Annotated in this window: 15 protein-coding genes; 5 read left to right on the top strand and 10 right to left on the bottom strand. The window is 66.0% G+C overall.

What is annotated here, in order from left to right:
- Positions 1-49: 49 nt before the first annotated feature.
- Together putA and EV691_RS19015 are read right to left on the bottom strand one after the other, a co-directional pair.
- On the bottom strand, positions 50-3,217 hold the full coding sequence (gene putA / locus EV691_RS19020) for a bifunctional proline dehydrogenase/L-glutamate gamma-semialdehyde dehydrogenase PutA (RefSeq protein WP_131299309.1): 3,168 nt from the start codon (positions 3,215-3,217) through the stop codon (positions 50-52).
- Positions 3,218-3,284: 67 nt separating this feature from the next.
- The gene (locus EV691_RS19015) at positions 3,285-5,327 is read right to left on the bottom strand and encodes a TonB-dependent receptor (protein WP_131299306.1); all 2,043 of its coding nucleotides are present in this window, start codon (positions 5,325-5,327) and stop codon (positions 3,285-3,287) included.
- 174 nt (positions 5,328-5,501) lie between these two features.
- Between EV691_RS19015 and lon the strand changes: the two genes are divergently transcribed.
- From lon to EV691_RS18990, 5 genes are all read left to right on the top strand, one after another.
- Entirely contained in the window at positions 5,502-7,901 is a 2,400-nt protein-coding gene (gene lon, locus EV691_RS19010; RefSeq protein WP_131299303.1) for an endopeptidase La, read from the top strand.
- 110 nt (positions 7,902-8,011) lie between these two features.
- Complete coding sequence (locus tag EV691_RS19005; RefSeq protein WP_131299300.1) at positions 8,012-8,410, top strand: protease inhibitor I42 family protein; 399 nt, start codon at positions 8,012-8,014, stop codon at positions 8,408-8,410.
- Between the two features lie 88 nt (positions 8,411-8,498).
- The gene (cmoA, locus tag EV691_RS19000) at positions 8,499-9,242 is read left to right on the top strand and encodes a carboxy-S-adenosyl-L-methionine synthase CmoA (RefSeq protein ID WP_039805538.1); all 744 of its coding nucleotides are present in this window, start codon (positions 8,499-8,501) and stop codon (positions 9,240-9,242) included.
- Positions 9,239-10,198, top strand: a complete 960-nt coding sequence (cmoB, locus tag EV691_RS18995; RefSeq protein ID WP_131299295.1) for a tRNA 5-methoxyuridine(34)/uridine 5-oxyacetic acid(34) synthase CmoB — start codon at positions 9,239-9,241, stop codon at positions 10,196-10,198. The genes cmoA and cmoB overlap by 4 nt, the downstream gene beginning before the upstream one ends.
- A gap of 35 nt (positions 10,199-10,233) precedes the next feature.
- Complete coding sequence (locus tag EV691_RS18990) at positions 10,234-10,440, top strand: DUF2905 family protein (protein ID WP_131299289.1); 207 nt, start codon at positions 10,234-10,236, stop codon at positions 10,438-10,440.
- On the opposite strand, the gene pdxJ is transcribed toward EV691_RS18990, so the two are convergent.
- The 8 genes from pdxJ to EV691_RS23625 form a co-directional block, all read right to left on the bottom strand.
- Positions 10,437-11,183 carry a pyridoxine 5'-phosphate synthase gene (gene pdxJ, locus EV691_RS18985; RefSeq protein ID WP_131299282.1) on the bottom strand — a complete coding sequence of 249 codons (747 nt, stop codon included), beginning with the start codon at positions 11,181-11,183 and terminating at the stop codon, positions 10,437-10,439. The genes EV691_RS18990 and pdxJ overlap by 4 nt on opposite strands.
- The gene (recO, locus tag EV691_RS18980; protein WP_131299277.1) at positions 11,176-11,868 is read right to left on the bottom strand and encodes a DNA repair protein RecO; all 693 of its coding nucleotides are present in this window, start codon (positions 11,866-11,868) and stop codon (positions 11,176-11,178) included. Before recO ends, pdxJ begins: the two co-directional genes overlap by 8 nt.
- 56 nt (positions 11,869-11,924) lie before the next feature.
- The gene (era, locus tag EV691_RS18975; protein ID WP_131299273.1) at positions 11,925-12,827 is read right to left on the bottom strand and encodes a GTPase Era; all 903 of its coding nucleotides are present in this window, start codon (positions 12,825-12,827) and stop codon (positions 11,925-11,927) included.
- Positions 12,820-13,509: a ribonuclease III gene (gene rnc, locus EV691_RS18970; protein WP_131299267.1), complete on the bottom strand. Its 690-nt coding sequence runs from the start codon at positions 13,507-13,509 to the stop codon at positions 12,820-12,822. Before rnc ends, era begins: the two co-directional genes overlap by 8 nt.
- Complete coding sequence (locus EV691_RS18965; RefSeq protein ID WP_089167467.1) at positions 13,506-13,883, bottom strand: DUF4845 domain-containing protein; 378 nt, start codon at positions 13,881-13,883, stop codon at positions 13,506-13,508. The genes rnc and EV691_RS18965 overlap by 4 nt, the downstream gene beginning before the upstream one ends.
- A 93-nt stretch (positions 13,884-13,976) precedes the next feature.
- On the bottom strand, positions 13,977-14,828 hold the full coding sequence (lepB, locus tag EV691_RS18960) for a signal peptidase I (RefSeq protein ID WP_131299264.1): 852 nt from the start codon (positions 14,826-14,828) through the stop codon (positions 13,977-13,979).
- A 4-nt stretch (positions 14,829-14,832) separates the two neighbouring features.
- Positions 14,833-16,632: a translation elongation factor 4 gene (lepA, locus tag EV691_RS18955; RefSeq protein ID WP_131299261.1), complete on the bottom strand. Its 1,800-nt coding sequence runs from the start codon at positions 16,630-16,632 to the stop codon at positions 14,833-14,835.
- 29 nt (positions 16,633-16,661) lie between these two features.
- Positions 16,662-16,863, bottom strand: a 202-nt coding sequence (locus tag EV691_RS23625; RefSeq protein WP_207901108.1) for a hypothetical protein, incomplete at its 5' end; no start/stop codon positions are given.

Genomic DNA, 16,863 nt, shown 5'->3' with positions numbered 1-16,863 from the left:
CCGCGCCCCTGCCCTGGCAGGGAGCGCAGGCGATCAGCAGAACGCGCGCTCACTCCTCTTCGGTCAGCGACAGCAGCGAGGCATTGCCGCCCACCGCAGCCGTGTTGATCGCGGTGGAGCGCTCATGGACGAAGCGCAGCAGATAGTTCGGCCCGCCGGCCTTCGGCCCGGTGCCGGACAGGCCGCAGCCGCCGAAGGGCTGCACACCGACCACCGCGCCGATCTGGTTGCGGTTGATGTAGAGATTGCCGACCCGCGCCAGGGCCTCGATGCGCCGGGCGGTCGCCTCGTTGCGGCTGTGCACGCCGAGGGTCAGGCCGTAGCCGCTGGCATTGATCGCCGCGACCACCTGCTCGAGTTCCTCCGCGGCATAGCGCACCACATGCAGGATGGGACCGAAATGCTCCTTCCTGAGCTCGCCGATGCCGCCGATCTCGAATGCCACCGGGGCCAGGAAATGGCCGCTCAGGCCGGCCGGCAGGCTCGCCTCGGCGAGCAGGCGGCCCTCGCCCTTGAGCGTATCGACGTGCTCCAGCAGCGCCTGGCGGGCCTCTGCATCGATCAATGGCCCGACATCGCTGTCGCGGCGCTGCGGCAGACCGACCCGCAGCTCGGCCATCGCGCCGCGGAGCAGGCCGATCACCGGCCCGGCGATCTCGTTCTGCAGGTAGAGCACGCGCAGCGCCGAGCAGCGCTGCCCGGCACTGGTGAAGGCCGAATGCAGGGCATCCTTGACCACCTGCTCGGGCAACGCGGTGGAGTCGACGATCATCACGTTCTGCCCGCCGGTCTCGGCGATCAGCGTGGCCAGCGGCCCGTCGCGCCAGGCCAGACGGCGGTTGATCAGCCGCGCGGTGTCGGTGGAGCCGGTGAAGCAGACCCCGGCCAGGTGCGGATCGGCACAGCAGGCGGCGCCCAGCGCGGGGCCGTCGCCGGGCAGGAAGGCGATCGCCTCCTTCGGCAGGCCGGCAGCGAACAGCAGATCCAGGGCACGGGCGGCGATCAGGCTGGTCTGCTCGGCCGGCTTGGCCAGCACGCAGTTGCCGGCGACCAGCGCGGCGGCGATCTGCCCTAGGTAGATCGCCAGGGGAAAGTTCCACGGACTGATGCAGACGAACAGCCCGCGCCCCTCGTAGAACAGCTCGTTGCGCTCGCCGGTCGGCCCCTTGAGCTCGGTGCGCCCGAGGGTCAGGCGCGCCTGGCGGGCGTAGTAGCGACAGAAATCCACCGCCTCGCGCACCTCGTCGAGACTGTCCTGGATGGTCTTGCCGGCCTCCAGGATGCACAGCGCCACCAGTTCGGCGCGATGCTCCTCGAGCAGGTCGGCGAGCCGTTCAAGAATCGCGGCGCGCTGCTCCACCGGCGTGGCGTTCCAGTGCGGCCAGGCGGCGGCGAGCCGCTCCATGGCCTGGCCGACCAGCTCCACTCCGGCGAACCAGACGGTGCCGACCACCCGGTCGAGGTCCTGGGGACAGCGCGCCTCGCGCACCTCGCCGGCGAGGACCTGACCGTCGATCAGCGGCGCCGCCTGCCAGCGGTGCTCCAGCTGCACCCGCAGGACCCGCTCGAACGGCTCCCACTGGCTGCGCACGTTCAGGTTGATGCCCCGCGAGTTCTTCCGCTCAGCGCCGTGGATATCCGCCGGCAGCGGGATGCGCGGGTTGGCCAGGCTGCTGCAGCGGCGCAGTTGCTCCAGCGGATGCTCGATCAAGGTCTCCACCGGAATCCGCGGATCGACCAGCCGGTGCACGAACGAGGAGTTGGCGCCGTTCTCCAGCAGGCGGCGGACCAGATAGGGCAGCAGCTCGCGGTACTCTCCCACCGGCGCGTAGATGCGCACCCGGGCGCCATGCTGCGCGAGAATGCAGTCGTACAGCGCATCGCCCATGCCGTGCAGGCGCTGGAACTCGAAGTCGCGCGGCGGGCGGGCTTCGCCGGCCATGGCCAGGATGCAGGCGACGGTATGCGCGTTGTGGGTGGCGAACTGCGGATAGAGCACCCCGCGGGTATGCTTGCCGAGCAGGTAGCGGGCGCAGGCCAGGTACGAGGTGTCGGTGCCCTCCTTGCGGGTGAACACCGGATAGCCGTCCAGCCCCTGCACCTGGCACTGCTTGATCTCGCTGTCCCAGTAGGCGCCCTTGACCAGACGCACCGGGATGCGCGTGTCCAGCTCGCGGCCGAGCAGGGTCAGCCAGACCAGAACTGGCAGCGCCCGCTTGGAGTAGGCCTGCACCACCAGGCCGAACTCGCCCCAGCCGCGGATCGCCGGGTCGCAGAGCAGTTTCTCGAACAGCTCCAGGGACAGCTCCAGGCGATCGGCCTCCTCGGCGTCGATGGTGATGCCGACGTTCACCGAGCGGGCCAGTTCGGCCAGTTCGCGCACGCTGGCGAACAGCTCGGCGAGCACCCGCTGGCGCTGCGCCGCCTCGTAGCGCGGATGCAGCGCCGAGAGCTTGATCGAGACCGACGGCCGCGGCCCGCTGCCGACCTGCGGCTCGCGGCCGAGGGCCTCGATGGCCAGGCGGTAGTCGGTCAGGAAGCGGTCGGCGGCTCCCTCGGTCAGGGCCGCCTCGCCGAGCATGTCGAAGGAGTGGCTGTAGCCGCGCTCGCGGGCCCGGCGCGCGTTGCGCAGCGCCTCGGCGATGTTGCGGCCGAGCACGAACTGGCTGCCCATCAGCTTCATCGCCTGGCTCAGCGCAGCGCGGATCACCGGCTCGCCGGAGCGCTGCAGGAGCCGGCCGATCACCTTCTTCGGCCGACCGTCGGGGCTTTCCGGACTGACCAGCCGGCCGGTCATCAGCAGCCCCCAGGCGGCGAAGTTGACCAGCAGGTTGTCGCTGTGGCCGAGGTGCTGCGCCCACTGCGCCGCGCTCAGCTTGTCGCGGATCAGCGCCTCGGCGGTGGCCGGGTCGGGCACCCGCAGCAGCGCTTCGGCCAGGCACATGAGCATCAGCCCCTCCTGGGTGTCCAGGCTGTACTCGCGCAGCAGGGCATCCAGGGTGTCCTCCGCGTTGCCGCGCCGGCGCACCGCTTCGATCAATGCCCGGGCACTCTCGCGGATCGCCGCGATGCCGGCCTCGCCGGGATCGGCCAGCGGCAGCAGCTCGTTCAGCCAGACTGCCTCGTCGACGCAATAATTGGCGCTGATGACCGGGAAGAACTCCCCGGCGCTGGTGTCGAGCACGTCGTCCTGCAGGACCCGACTGGCTTTGAACATCACCCACCTCCTTTCGCCAAATCCGATTAGACGATAGCAAGTGGCAGGCAGGCCAGTCGCCCCCGACTCAGAAGGTCATCCGCATTCCCAGGGTCAGGTTGCGTCCCGGCTGCACGACATCATCCTTGATGAAGGAGCTGTGATCGCGGATCTTCTGGTCCAGGAGGTTGTCGCCCTTGAGGTAGACCTGGTAGTCGGCATGCCGGAGCGCGCCGTGGTAGGTAAGGCTGGTGCCGAGCATGCTGTAGCCGGAGGTTTCGGTCTCGAAATCGGCCAGCCTGTGCTGATGGTCCACCCGGTAGAACTCCAGCTGGCCGTCGAGGCTGGGCGTGAAGCCGTGATCCAGACGCACGCCGAGACGCCCGGCGGGAATCCGCGGCAGGTCGCCGCCGCCATCCAGCAGCTTGCCGCGCACCCGGTCGCCGAACAGGGTCACGGCCGTGGCGTCACTGGCCTGGAAGCGCACCTCGCCCTCGGCGCCGGTGAACAGCGCATCCTCCTGGCGGTACTCGATCTCCCGGTAGCTGGAACCGATGTCGCGGCCGGTGTCGGCGGCATAGATGTAGTCGTCCACCTGGTTGCGGTACAGGGTCAGGCTGAAGGTGGTGCGCCCGGCGAACTTGCGCAGGGTCAGCTCGGCGTTGTGCGAGGTTTCCTCGTCCAGCCCGGGATCGCCCAGCTCGACGGTGCGGGTCGCTGCGTGCGGGCCGTCGGCATACAGCTCCTCGGCGCTCGGCAGACGCTGCGAGCGGCTCAGCGAAAAGCCGAGCGAGTACTCGGGGGCGAAGGTCCACACCGCGCCGGCGGAGAACGAGGTGCCGCGATGGCTCTTGTCCGGCCGGCCCTCGGCCTCGATGTCCTGCCACTCGTGGCGCAGGCCCAGCTCGTAGCGCCAGGCGCCGGCGGTGTATTCCTCGAGCAGGAACAGCGCGTGGTTGCGGGTGATGGTCGGCGGCACGTAGGCCTCCTCGCCGGTGGCCTCGAAGTCGCGGCGCAGGGTCTGCCCGCCGAGCACGCCGCGCCAGCCGAACAGCGGCTGGTGGGTCAGCTCCAGACGGGCATCGCTGGCGTCGTTGTCGAAGCGGGTGTCGACCTTGCCGCCCTCGATTTCCTCGTGGCGGTAGTCGCTGTGGGCGACGCGCAGGCGCGCCAGCTCGAAGCCGGGCAGCGGGTCGGCGAGCTCGCCGCGCAGGTCCCAGCGGTACTGGCGCAGATCCACGTAGGGCACGCCTTCTCCCTCGTGCTCGTCGTGCTCCTCGCCTTCGTGCTCTTCACCTGCGTGCTCCTCGTCCTCGTCCTCGTGCTCGTCGCCGCAATGCCAGGCCGCCCCGTCGAGGTGACAGTCGGCATGCTGGTGACCGAGCAGCCCGTAGCGGTTGTCCTGCTCGCTGTAGGCCACGCCGATATAACCACGCTCGCCGACGAAGCTGGCGCCCAGGCTGAAGGTGTCGGTGTCGTTGTAGGAGCCTTCCTGCTTGCTCGGCGAGCCGTGGATCGCGTAGTCGTCGGCCTGGCGCTTGACCCCCTCCACGCGCACCGCGAAATTGCCGCTGCCGGCGGTGATGCCGAAGACGCCCGAGCCCTCGTTGGCGACGCTGTTGGCGCGCAGCTCCAGCTCGCCCTCGTAGCCGTTCTCCGGGACATAGGTGGGCACCCTCTTGTCGATCGTGTTGACCACCCCGCCGATCGCGCCGCCGCCGTAGAGCAGGGTCGCCGGCCCCTTGAGCACCTCGATGCGCTCGGCCAGCAGCGGCTCGCTGGTCACCGCGTGGTCCGGGCTGACGCTCGAGGCGTCGAGCGTGTCCACGCCGTCGTTCAGCATCTTCACCCGCGCGCCCTGCTGGCCACGGATCAGCGGCCGCCCGACGCCCGCGCCGAAGCTCGCCGAACGCACGCCGGGCAGGCCTTCCAGGGTTTCGCCGAGGGTCGCCTCGCGACGCCGGATCAGCTCGTCGCCCTCCAGCACCTCGGCCGGAGTGGTCATTTCGTGGGGCTTCTTGGCCAGGGCGCTGGCGCTGACCACGGTGGACTGCAGTTCCACCGGCTCGCTCGCCCAGACGGCCGGGACCAGGCTCAGTCCGAGGGTCCAGGCGAGGGGATGGCGCTTCATGCTTGTCTCCAGAGTGCGGATAGCGGAAGGCCGGGCAGGAGCCGGGCCGCGTCGGGGCGGCGAATCTATCATGTTATATCATAACAATTAAGCCCCTTTCGGAGGCTCCCTGCGGATTGAAAAAACCGTCTCTGCGCCCCATCTAGTCGGCAAAGCTGCCAGACCAGGTGAGTCATGAACGACCAGGAAATCGCGCCCGAGATCGTCGAGGAAGAAACCGCGACCAACAGTCTCGCCCTGCCCGAACAGACCCTGCCCGACCAGGTGTACGTCATTCCGATCCACAACCGCCCGTTCTTCCCGGCCCAGGTGCTGCCGGTGGTGGTCAATCCCGACCCCTGGGCGGAAACCCTCAAGCGCGTGGCCAAGACGCCGCACCGCAGCCTGGCGCTGTTCTACATGGACCCGCCGCCGGAGGACGCCGAGGATTTCGATCCGGACAAGCTGCCCGCGCACGGCACCCTGGTGCGCATCCACCACGCCAGCCAGGAGGGCGGCAAGCTGCAGTTCGTCGCCCAGGGCCTGGCGCGGGTGCGCATCCGCGGCTGGCTGAGCCGCAAGCCACCGTATCTGGTCGAGGTGGACTATCCAAAGAGCGCTCAGGACCCGCGCGACGAGGTCAAGGCCTACGGCATGGCGCTGATCAATGCGATCAAGGAGCTCTTGCCGCTCAACCCGCTGTACAGCGAGGAGCTGAAGAACTACCTGAACCGCTTCAGTCCCAACGATCCCTCGCCGCTGACCGACTTCGCCGCCGCGCTGACCACCGCGCCGGGCGACGAGCTGCAGGAGGTGCTGGACACCGTGCCGGTGCTCAAGCGCATGGAGAAGGTCTTGCCGCTGCTGCGCAAGGAGGTGGAGGTCGCGCGCCTGCAGAACGAGCTGTCCGCCGAGGTCAACCGCAAGATCGGCGAGCGCCAGCGCGAGTTCTTCCTCAAGGAACAGCTGAAGATCATCCAGCGCGAGCTGGGCATCACCAAGGACGACAAGAGCGCCGACGCCGACGAGTTCCGCGCCCGCCTGGAAGGCAAGACAGTGCCGGCGGCGGCGCAGAAGCGCATCGACGAGGAGCTCAACAAGCTGTCGATCCTCGAGACCGGCTCGCCGGAATACGCGGTCACCCGCAACTATCTGGACTGGGCGACCAGCATCCCGTGGGGTATCTACGGTAAGGACCGGCTCGATCTGGGCCATGCCCGCAAGGTGCTCGACCAGCATCATGCCGGGATGGACGACATCAAGGCACGGATCATCGAGTTCCTCGCCGTCGGCGCCTTCAAGGGCGAGATCGCCGGCTCCATCGTCCTGCTGATCGGCCCGCCCGGGGTCGGCAAGACCAGCATCGGCAAGTCGATCGCCGAATCCCTCGGCCGGCCGTTCTACCGCTTTTCGGTCGGCGGCATGCGCGACGAGGCGGAGATCAAGGGCCACCGGCGCACCTACATCGGCGCCCTGCCGGGAAAACTGGTGCAGGCGCTGAAGGACGTCGAGGTGATGAACCCGGTGATCATGCTCGACGAGATCGACAAGCTGGGCGCCAGCCATCACGGCGACCCGGCTTCGGCGCTGCTCGAGACGCTCGATCCCGAGCAGAACGTGGCCTTCCTCGACCACTACCTGGACCTGCGCCTGGACCTGTCCAAGGTGCTGTTCATCTGCACGGCGAACACCCTGGACTCGATTCCCGGCCCGTTGCTCGACCGCATGGAGGTGATCCGCCTGTCCGGCTACATCGCCGAGGAGAAGTTCGCCATCGCCAAGCGCCACCTGTGGCCGCGCCAGCTGGAGAGGGCCGGGGTGCCGAAGAAGCGCCTGTCGATCAGCGACAGTGCGCTGAGGACGGTGATCGACGGCTATGCCCGCGAAGCCGGCGTGCGCCAGTTGGAGAAGCAGCTGGGCAAGATCGTGCGCAAGGCGGTGGTCCAGCTGCTGGAGGCCCCCGAAGCCACGCTGAAGGTCGGGCCGAAGGACCTAGAGGACTACCTGGGCATGCCGCCGTTTCGCAAGGAGCGCCATCTGCAGGGCGTCGGTATCATCACCGGCCTGGCCTGGACCAGCATGGGCGGCGCCACCCTGCCGATCGAGGCGACACGCATCCATACCCTCAACCGCGGCTTCAAGCTGACCGGCAAGCTCGGCGAGGTGATGAAGGAGTCGGCAGAGATCGCCTACAGCTACGTCAGCTCGCACCTCAAACAGTACAAGGGCGATCCGACCTTCTTCGACCAGGCCTTCGTCCACCTGCACGTGCCGGAAGGCGCCACGCCCAAGGACGGCCCCAGCGCCGGCATCAGCATGGCCAGCGCCCTGCTGTCGCTGGCGCGCAACCAGGCGCCGAAGCAGGATGTGGCGATGACCGGCGAACTGACCCTCACCGGCCAGGTGCTGGCCATCGGCGGGGTTCGCGAGAAGGTGATCGCCGCCCGCCGGCAGAAGCTCTTCGAGCTGATCCTGCCGGAAGCCAACCGCGGCGACTTCGAGGAGTTGCCGGACTACCTCAGGGAAGGCCTCACCGTGCACTTCGCCAGGCGTTTCGCCGACGTGGCCAGGGTGCTGTTCCCCGACAAGCTCTGATTATCCAGGCGGGCGACCAATCTCGCCCGCCGCTCCCGCGCCAGGCAGCCCGGCAGGCAGCCGAGGTTCCGGCTATGCTCCCCCCATCACCCTCGCCAGGAGGCCCCTGCATGCGCCTTGCCCTGCCATACCTGCTGCCCCTCGGCCTCCTCTGGCTGGCGGGCTGCGCGCACAACGGCGGCAGCCCCACCGTCACCCTCGAGGAGGACGACGACTGCCCGCTGCAGCTGGAAAGCCGCCAGCACCTGGTGCTGACGCTGCCCAGCAACCCCTCCACCGGCTACCGCTGGCAGGTGCGCGAATCCGCCTCGCGGGTGCTGCGCAGCTTGGGCCCGGAAGTCTACAGCGAAGCGGAAGAGTCCGGCGTGGTCGGCAGCGCCGGGCAGTCGACCTGGCGCTTCCAGGCCGTGCAGTCCGGCCAGGACAGCCTGCTGCTGGTCTACCAACGGCCCTGGGAGGTCGGCAAGGAGCCGGAGAAGGTCTTCGACTGCGCCATCAGCGTCGAATGACCGTCTAGCGCGAGCCGCTCGGCGCCGCTGTATGGGCGGGACAGTCTTGGCTAAAATGCCGCGCCCTGCCCTCCGCCGTGGAAGCCACGTGAAACACTCCCCCGACCGCCTCTTCGCCCAGCCCCTCGCAGAAGTGCCGGACTTCACCTTCAACGAGGACGTGGCCCGGGTGTTCCCGGACATGATCAAGCGCTCGGTGCCGGGCTACCCGACCATCGTCGAAAACATCGGCGTGCTCGCCGCGCAGTTCGCCCAGCCCGGTACCCGCCTCTACGACCTCGGCTGTTCCCTCGGCGCCGTCAGCCAGGCGCTGCGCCGCCATGTGCGGGCCGAGGGTTGCCGGGTGATCGCGGTGGACAACTCGCCGGCCATGCTCGAACGCTGCCGCGAATACCTGCATGCCCAGGACGCCATGTTCCAGGAGCTGCTGCGGGTGGAAACCATCGAGGCGGACATTCTCGCCTTGGAGCTCGAGCCGGCGTCCCTGGTAGCGATGAACTTCACCCTGCAATTCATTCCGCCCGAACGGCGCCTGGAACTGCTCGGTCGCATCCGTCAGGTCCTGCTGCCGGGCGGGGCACTGATCCTCTCGGAGAAGCTGCGCTTCGCAGATGCCGAGGAGCAGGCCCTGCTCGGCGACCTGCACGTCGCCTTCAAGCGCGCCAATGGCTACAGCGAACTGGAAATCGCCCAGAAGCGCAGCGCCATCGAGAACGTGATGAAGCCGGACAGCCTCGATGAACACCGCCAGCGCCTGCAGGCCGCCGGCTTCCGCAAGGTGCTGCCCTGGTTCCAGTGTCTCAACTTCGTCTCGCTGATTGCCCTGCCATGATCGACCTGTCCCCGCTCGTCCGCCGCCTCGCCGGCACCCCCCTGGCCGCCTGGGCCGACAGCCTCCCGGCGCAGCTGGATGAACGCCTGACTCGCAGCCATGGCGACCTTCAGCGCTGGCAGGCGGCCCTGCAGGCCCTGCCCATGCTGACCGCCGAGCACATCGAACTGGGCGAACAACTACAGCTTGCCGGCGCCTGCGACGATACCAACCGCGCCGCCCTGCGTCAGGCCCTGCTCGGCCTGTCGCCCTGGCGCAAGGGGCCCTTCGATCTGTTCGGCGTGCATGTCGATACCGAGTGGCGCTCGGACTGGAAGTGGCAGCGGGTCGCCCCGCATCTGGAACTGCGCGGCCGGCGCATCCTCGATGTCGGCTGCGGCAACGGCTACTACATGTGGCGCATGCTCGGCGCCGGAGCCGACTGCGTGGTCGGCATCGATCCCAACTGGCTGTTCTTCTGCCAGTTCCTCGCGCTCCGGCGCTACCTGCCGGAGCTGCCCGCCTGGCACCTGCCCCTCGCCCTCGAGGACCTGCCGGAGAAGCTGGAGGGCTTCGACACGGTATTCTCCATGGGCGTGCTCTATCACCGCCGCTCGCCCATCGATCACCTGCTGGCGCTCAAGGACTGCCTGCGCCGGGGCGGCGAGCTGCTGCTGGAAACCCTGGTGGTAGATGGCGACGCCAGCACTGTGCTGGTGCCGGAGGACCGCTATGCGCAGATGCGCAACGTCTGGTTCCTGCCCTCGGTAGCGGCCCTGGAGCTGTGGCTGCGCCGTGCCGGCTTCGTCGAGGTGCGCTGCGTGGATGTAGCCGTCACTTCCGTCGAGGAGCAGCGCGCCACCGAATGGATGACCTTCCAGTCTCTGCCAGACTTTCTCGATCCAACCGACTACGGCAGGACGGTCGAGGGTCTGCCTGCGCCGACCCGCGCAGCACTGCTGGCCCGCAAGCCCTGAGCCCGTCCCGCCCCTTGCCCGAAGAAGGTGACTGGATGGCCCGCTGGTTGATGATCCTCGGTGCGGCCCTGCTGCTGCTCGGCATCGTCCTGCATTACGCGCCCTGGCTGTTCGGCTGGTTCGGCCGCCTGCCGGGCGACATCCGCATCGAAACGGCGCGCGGCAGGCTCTTCATCCCCTTCACCTCGATGCTGCTGGTCAGCCTGGTGGCGAGCCTGCTGCTCAACCTGTTCCGCCGTTAACGCCGCGCTGCAGCGCCCATCATCAACACTTTCATCTCCCGTACCGCTTCCTTGAAGCCGACAAACAGGGCATGCGCGACGATAGCGTGGCCGATGTTCAGTTCATGCATCCCCGGAATCGCCGCCACCGGCTCGACATTTTGGTAGTGCAGACCGTGACCGGCATTGACGATCAGCCCGTGACTCAGTCCGTACTCCACGCCGTCGCGGATGCGCGCCAGCTCGCGGGCCGCTTCCGCCGGCGTATGGGCATCGGCGTAGCGCCCGGTGTGCAGCTCGATGGCCGGTGCGCCAATGCGCGCGGCGGCCTCGATCTGCTGCGGCTCGGCGTCGATGAACAGCGATACCTCGCAACCCAGCCGCGCCAGACGCTCCACTGCGGCGCGGATGCGCGCCTCCTGGCCGGCGACGTCCAGCCCCCCCTCGGTGGTCAGCTCCTGCCGGGTTTCCGGGACGAAGCAGGCGTGCGCCGGGCGGATCTGCTCGGCAAAGGCGAGCATTTCCTCGGTGACCCCCATCTCGAAGTTCATCCGCGTCTGCAGCACCTCCTTGAGCACCTGCACATCACGCTCCTGGATGTGCCGGCGGTCCTCGCGCAGATGCACGGTGATGCCGTCGGCACCGGCCTCCTCGGCATCCAGCGCAGCCTTGACCGGATCCGGGTAGCGGGTGCCGCGGGCCTGGCGCAGGGTTGCCACATGGTCGATGTTCACGCCGAGCAGAATGCGGTTGGCTTCAGTCACGGGGGGGCTCCTTGGGATTCATGAAGAGTTCGCGGCTGACCAGCGGCCGGCCGCCGAGATGGGGCGCCAAGGCCTGGCGCATCAGGCGCTTGGCCGCCGCCAGGGCACCGGGGACCTGCCAGTCGGCTCCGGCCATGGCGAGCAGTTCGCGTCCGCGGAACAGGCCCGGCTGCAGCTGCTCCACCGGCTCCAGGCCCGCATCGGGCAGCAGCCGGTAGCGGCTGTCGGCAAGCACCGGCCGAGAGTGCAGATCGCGATCCAGAGAAAAACCATAGCCCAGCTCCGCCAGCAGGCGCCATTCGAAGGCACGCAACAGCGGCTCCAGCGGGCGTCCGCAGGCCAGGGCATCGAGGCTCAGGGCGTAATGCTCGAACAGCTGCGGATGGGGATCCTCGGCAGGCAGCAGGCGGATCAGCAGCTCGTTCAGGTAGAGCGCGGCGAACAGGCTCGCACCGGTCAGCCAATGGGAAACGCCGCCGCTTTCCAGACGGGCGACGGTCTTCAGCTCGCCGCGCCCGCGCAGCTCCAGCTCGAGCGGCACGAAGGGACGTGCCAGACTTCCTGTCTTGCCGCGCGCCGCCCGTAGCACGGCACGCAGCCTGCCTTGGGGGGTGAGGAAATCCACCAGCGCGCTGCTTTCCTTGTAGGGGCGACTATGCAGGATGAAGGCAGCTTGGCTGGTCATGGCATGTACGTGGCCAGCGGCCAGTCGGGGGGGAGTCCAGTCCGCGCCTGCGCGTCTCAGCTCTCCCGGTAGCCGAGCGAATGCAGGGCCCGCTCGTCGTCGGACCAGCCACCCCTCACCTTGACCCACAGGTTGAGCATGACCTTGGAGTCGAACAGCACCTCCATGTCCTGGCGCGCATCCTGGCCGATGCGTTTGATCCGCTCGCCCTTCTCGCCGATGATGATCTTCTTCTGCCCCTCACGCTCGACCAGAATCAGCGCATGGATGTGTAGAATCCGTCCTTCCTGCGTGAAATCCTCGATTTCCACCGTGACCTGGTAGGGCAGTTCGGCGCCCAGCTGGCGCATGATCTTCTCCCGCACCAGTTCGGCGGCGAGGAAACGACTGGAGCGGTCGGTGATCTGATCTTCCGGGAAGAAATGCTCGCTCTCCGGCAGGCGCTCGGCGACCAGCCGCTCCAGGGTGTCCAGGTTCTGTCCATGCAATGCGGAGATGGGCACGACCTCGGCGTTGGGCAACTGCTGCGCCAGCCATTCCAGATGCGGCAGCAGCTCGGTCTTGTCCTCGAGGCGGTCGGCCTTGTTCACCGCGATCAGCAGCGGTCCCTGCACGTACTGGAGACGCTCGAGCACCAGTTGGTCCTCTTCGGTCCAGCGCGTGCGGTCGACCACGAAGACCACCACATCGACATCCTTCAGCGCTGCCGAGGCAGTCTTGTTCATGTAGCGGTTGAGCGCCTTGTCGTTCTGCTTGTGCAGGCCGGGGGTATCGACGTAGATCGCCTGCACGTTGTCCTCGGTCTTGATCCCCAGCATGTTGTGCCGGGTGGTCTGCGGCTTGCGTGAGGTGATCGCCAGCTTCTGACCGAGAATGTGGTTGAGCAGCGTGGACTTGCCCACGTTGGGCCGGCCAACGATGGCCACATATCCGCAGCGCAGCGGGCTTGCTTCAGTCATTGCCATTCTCCACCCCGAGGGCCACCAGTGCCGCAGCCGCTGCCACCTGCTCGGCAATCCGGCGACTGGCACCCTGGCCGTAGGTCTTGTCGTTCAGAAGGGCAACCTGGCACTCGACGAAGAACGTCCGGCAGTGGGGTTCGCCCTGGATATCCACCACTTCGTAGCGGGGCAGCTCACAGGCCCGGGACTGCAGGAACTCCTGCAGGCGGGTCTTGGGGTCCTTGTTGGTGTCGACCAGGGTCAGACTTTCCAGCTCGCCGGCCAGCCAGTCCAAGACGCGCTCGCGCACAGTTTCCATGCCGGCATCGAGATAAATGGCGCCGATCAGCGCCTCGAGAGCATCGGCAAGGATGGACTCGCGACGGAAGCCGCCACTCTTCAGCTCGCCGGAGCCGAGGCGCAGATGGTCGCCCAACTCGAAGCCACGGGCCAGCAGGGCCAGCGTCTCGCCCTTGACCAGCCGTGCCCGCAGGCGCGACAGCTGGCCTTCCCGGGCCTGGGGAAAGCGCTCGAACAGCGCCTCACCGGCGACGAAGTTGAGAATGGCATCGCCGAGAAACTCCAGCCGCTCGTTGTTGCGACTGGCAAAACTGCGATGGGTCAACGCCAGGAGCATCAGGTCCTGGTTCTTGAAGGTATGACCGAGCTTGCGCTCGAGGCGATTCAGGGATGAGCTCACGGCATGGGCACACGGAATTCTTTGTCAAAATTCACCACCAGATCGAGATTCTCGATCAGCGGCTCGCGCTTCTCGTATTTTAGATGAGCACGGAACTCGTTGTTTTCCAAGGTCACTTTCAGCACCTCTTGCAGACTCAGGTCCCTGAGGTTGTTGACCTGCATGCCCTTGCTGACATGGGCATAGAAGTCTCCGATGCTACGGATGTCCGCTGCTCGCTCCGTTTCGATGGAGGTGATGATCTTCTCCATGGACATATAGTCGAAATAATGCGGCATCACCTTGAATGCCGTACTGGCGAAAAATGCCACTACAGCCAACACCACCAGCCAACTCAGTATCGAAAGGCCTTTCTGAGAATGCGGGAATTTCATGCTTGATCTCTTTCATCCAGCCATTGACGGCGGACAAAGCCTATAGGGGGGTGCCCCAACGTGTTGGCGAATACCGCACATTTGTCGATAGGCTCAGTGGATCAGGCCAACACGGGAGAAGTTCGGCAGATTCTGCAGCTTGGGTTCCGGCCAGCTCATCCAGACGGCGAAGGCCTTGCCAACGATGTTCTCGTCCGGAACCATGCCCTGCATCTCGTCAGCAAGCTGGGGGTCATTCCAGTAGCGACTATCGTTGGAGTTGTCGCGGTTGTCGCCCATCATGAAATAGTGGCCTTCCGGCACTACCCATTCGCGCGAGGGCTCGGCATGGCGTCTCGTTTCCTTGCGGATCAGATGCTCGACATCGCCGAGCTGCTCCTTGTACAGCACTGCACTGCCCAGAACCCCCGACGCCTTGCCCAGCAACTGTTCGGCAACCGGTGCTCCATTGACGAACAGACGCTTGTCGCTGCCATAGCGGATATGGTCACCGGGCAGGCCGACCACCCGCTTGATGTAGTTGATGCTCGGATCACTCGGGTAGCGAAATACCATGACATCGCCACGCTGTGGCTCATCCACCTCGATCACCTTGGTGTCCAGCACGGGCAGGCGGATGCCATAGGCGAACTTGTTCACCAGAATGAAGTCCCCCACCTCCAGGGTGGGCTTCATCGAACCCGATGGAATCTGGAAGGGCTCCACGAGAAAGGAGCGCAGCACCAGCACTATCGCCAGGACCGGGAAGAACGACTTGCCATACTCGACCAGCAGCGGCTCCTTGTTCAGGCGATCCAGCACGCTCTGGTCGGGTTGTCCGACACTGCCCTCATAGGAGGCAACCGCCGCCCGCCTGCGCGGCGCCAGCACGATCAGATCCAGAAGGGCCAATGCACCGCTGACCAGCACCGCCAGCACCAGCAACAGGGGGAAATTGATCGACATAGGGCTAACTATCTACCTTGAGCACAGCGAGGAAAGCTTCCTGAGGAATCTCCACACTGCCAACCTGCTTCATCCGTTTCTTGCCGGCCTTCTGCTTTTCCAGCAACTTGCGCTTGCGGGTCACGTCACCGCCATAACACTTTGCCAGCACATTCTTTCTCAGCGCCTTCACCGTGGTCCGCGCCACGACCTGCCCGCCGATAGCGGCCTGGATGGCCACATCGAACATCTGCCGGGGAATCAGCTCCTTCATCTTCTCAGTGAGTGCCCGCCCCTTCTGGTGGGACTTGTCGCGATGCACGATGAGCGCCAGGGCATCCACCTTGTCGCCATTGATCAGAACGTCCAGCTTGACCAGATTGGCAGGCTGAAAGCGATCGAAACTGTAATCCAGCGAGGCATAGCCGCGGCTTACCGACTTCAGCCGGTCGAAGAAGTCCAGTACTACCTCGTTCATCGGCAGGTCATAACTGATCTGCACCTGGCTGCTGAGGAACTGCATGTCGCGCTGGACGCCACGCTTCTCGATACACAGGTTGATGACGTTACCCAGATGCTCCTGCGGCACCAGGATGTTGGCGCGCACGATCGGCTCGCGCATTTCGGCAATGGAGGCCAGGTCCGGCAGCTTCGACGGGTTGTCGACATACATCGTATCGCCGTTCTTCAGCAGGACCTCAAAGACCACCGTCGGTGCCGTGGTGATCAGATCCAGGTCGTATTCGCGCTCCAGGCGCTCCTGGATGATCTCCATGTGCAGCATGCCGAGGAAGCCGATGCGGAAGCCGAAACCGAGCGCATCCGAGCTTTCCGGCTCGTATTGCAGCGCGGCGTCGTTCAGCGTCAGCTTCTGCAGCGCCTCGCGGAAATCCTCGAAATCATCCGAGCTGACCGGAAACAAGCCGGCATATACCTGCGGCTTGATCCGCTGGAAGCCGGGCAGCATGTCGACGTCAGGAGTGCTGGCCAGCGTCAGGGTATCGCCTACCGGCGCGCCGTGGATGTCCTTGATACCGGCGATGATGAAGCCCACCTCGCCCGCTTTAAGATCGGGCATCTCGGTGTGCTTCGGAGTGAAGACGCCGACGCTATCCACCTGATGGACCTTGCCGGTGGACTTCACCAGAATCTTGTCGCCCTTCTTCACCCGGCCGTGCTTGACCCGCACCAGCGAGACCACCCCCAGGTAGTTGTCGAACCAGGAGTCAATGATCAACGCTTGCAACGGCGCCTCGATCTCGCCCTCGGGAGCCGGGATGACCTGGACCAAGCGCTCCAGCACATCGAGGACGCCCATCCCGCTCTTGGCGCTGCACGGAACGGCATCACTGGCATCGATGCCGATGATGTGCTCGATCTCGTCCTTGACCCGCTCCGGCTCCGCCTGGGGCAGATCCATCTTGTTCAGCACGGGCATCACTTCCAGGCCCTGCTCGATGGCGGTATAGCAGTTGGCGACCGATTGTGCCTCCACGCCCTGACCGGCATCCACCACCAGCAAGGCGCCCTCACAGGCAGCCAAGGAGCGGCTGACTTCGTAGGTGAAGTCGACATGGCCGGGAGTATCGATGAAGTTCAGCTGGTAGGTCTTGCCGTCCTGCGCCTTGTAGTGCAGGGTCACGCTGTGCGCCTTGATGGTGATCCCACGCTCGCGCTCGAGGTCCATGGAGTCCAGAACCTGAGCCTCCATTTCACGCTCGGAAAGGCCACCGCAGATTTGAATGAATCGGTCCGCCAGTGTCGACTTGCCGTGATCGATATGGGCGATGATGGAAAAATTGCGGATATGACTGAGGTCACTCACAGTTCAGCACTCGAAAAGGCTCGGGCGGACTAGCCGTCGAAAATAGCCGGGGAGTTTAACTGATCAATATTACCAACGTCACGCACTACCCTCTCTTGACAACCATGAAAAAGGGCGGTGAAGCCGCCCTTTTCATGGTTCTTCGCGGAATCCTGGGAAAGCGAGGATTGACAGTCAGGGAAGCAGGTAAATTGGCAGTCGCCAAACTCACCAACCGCTGCCCCCTGCTGT

The sequence above is a fragment of the Azotobacter chroococcum genome (genome assembly GCF_004339665.1).
GTDB lineage: Bacteria > Pseudomonadota > Gammaproteobacteria > Pseudomonadales > Pseudomonadaceae > Azotobacter > Azotobacter chroococcum.
The sequence above is the reverse complement of the archived record's forward strand: the minus strand, read 5'-3'. Positions and strand labels throughout refer to the sequence as shown.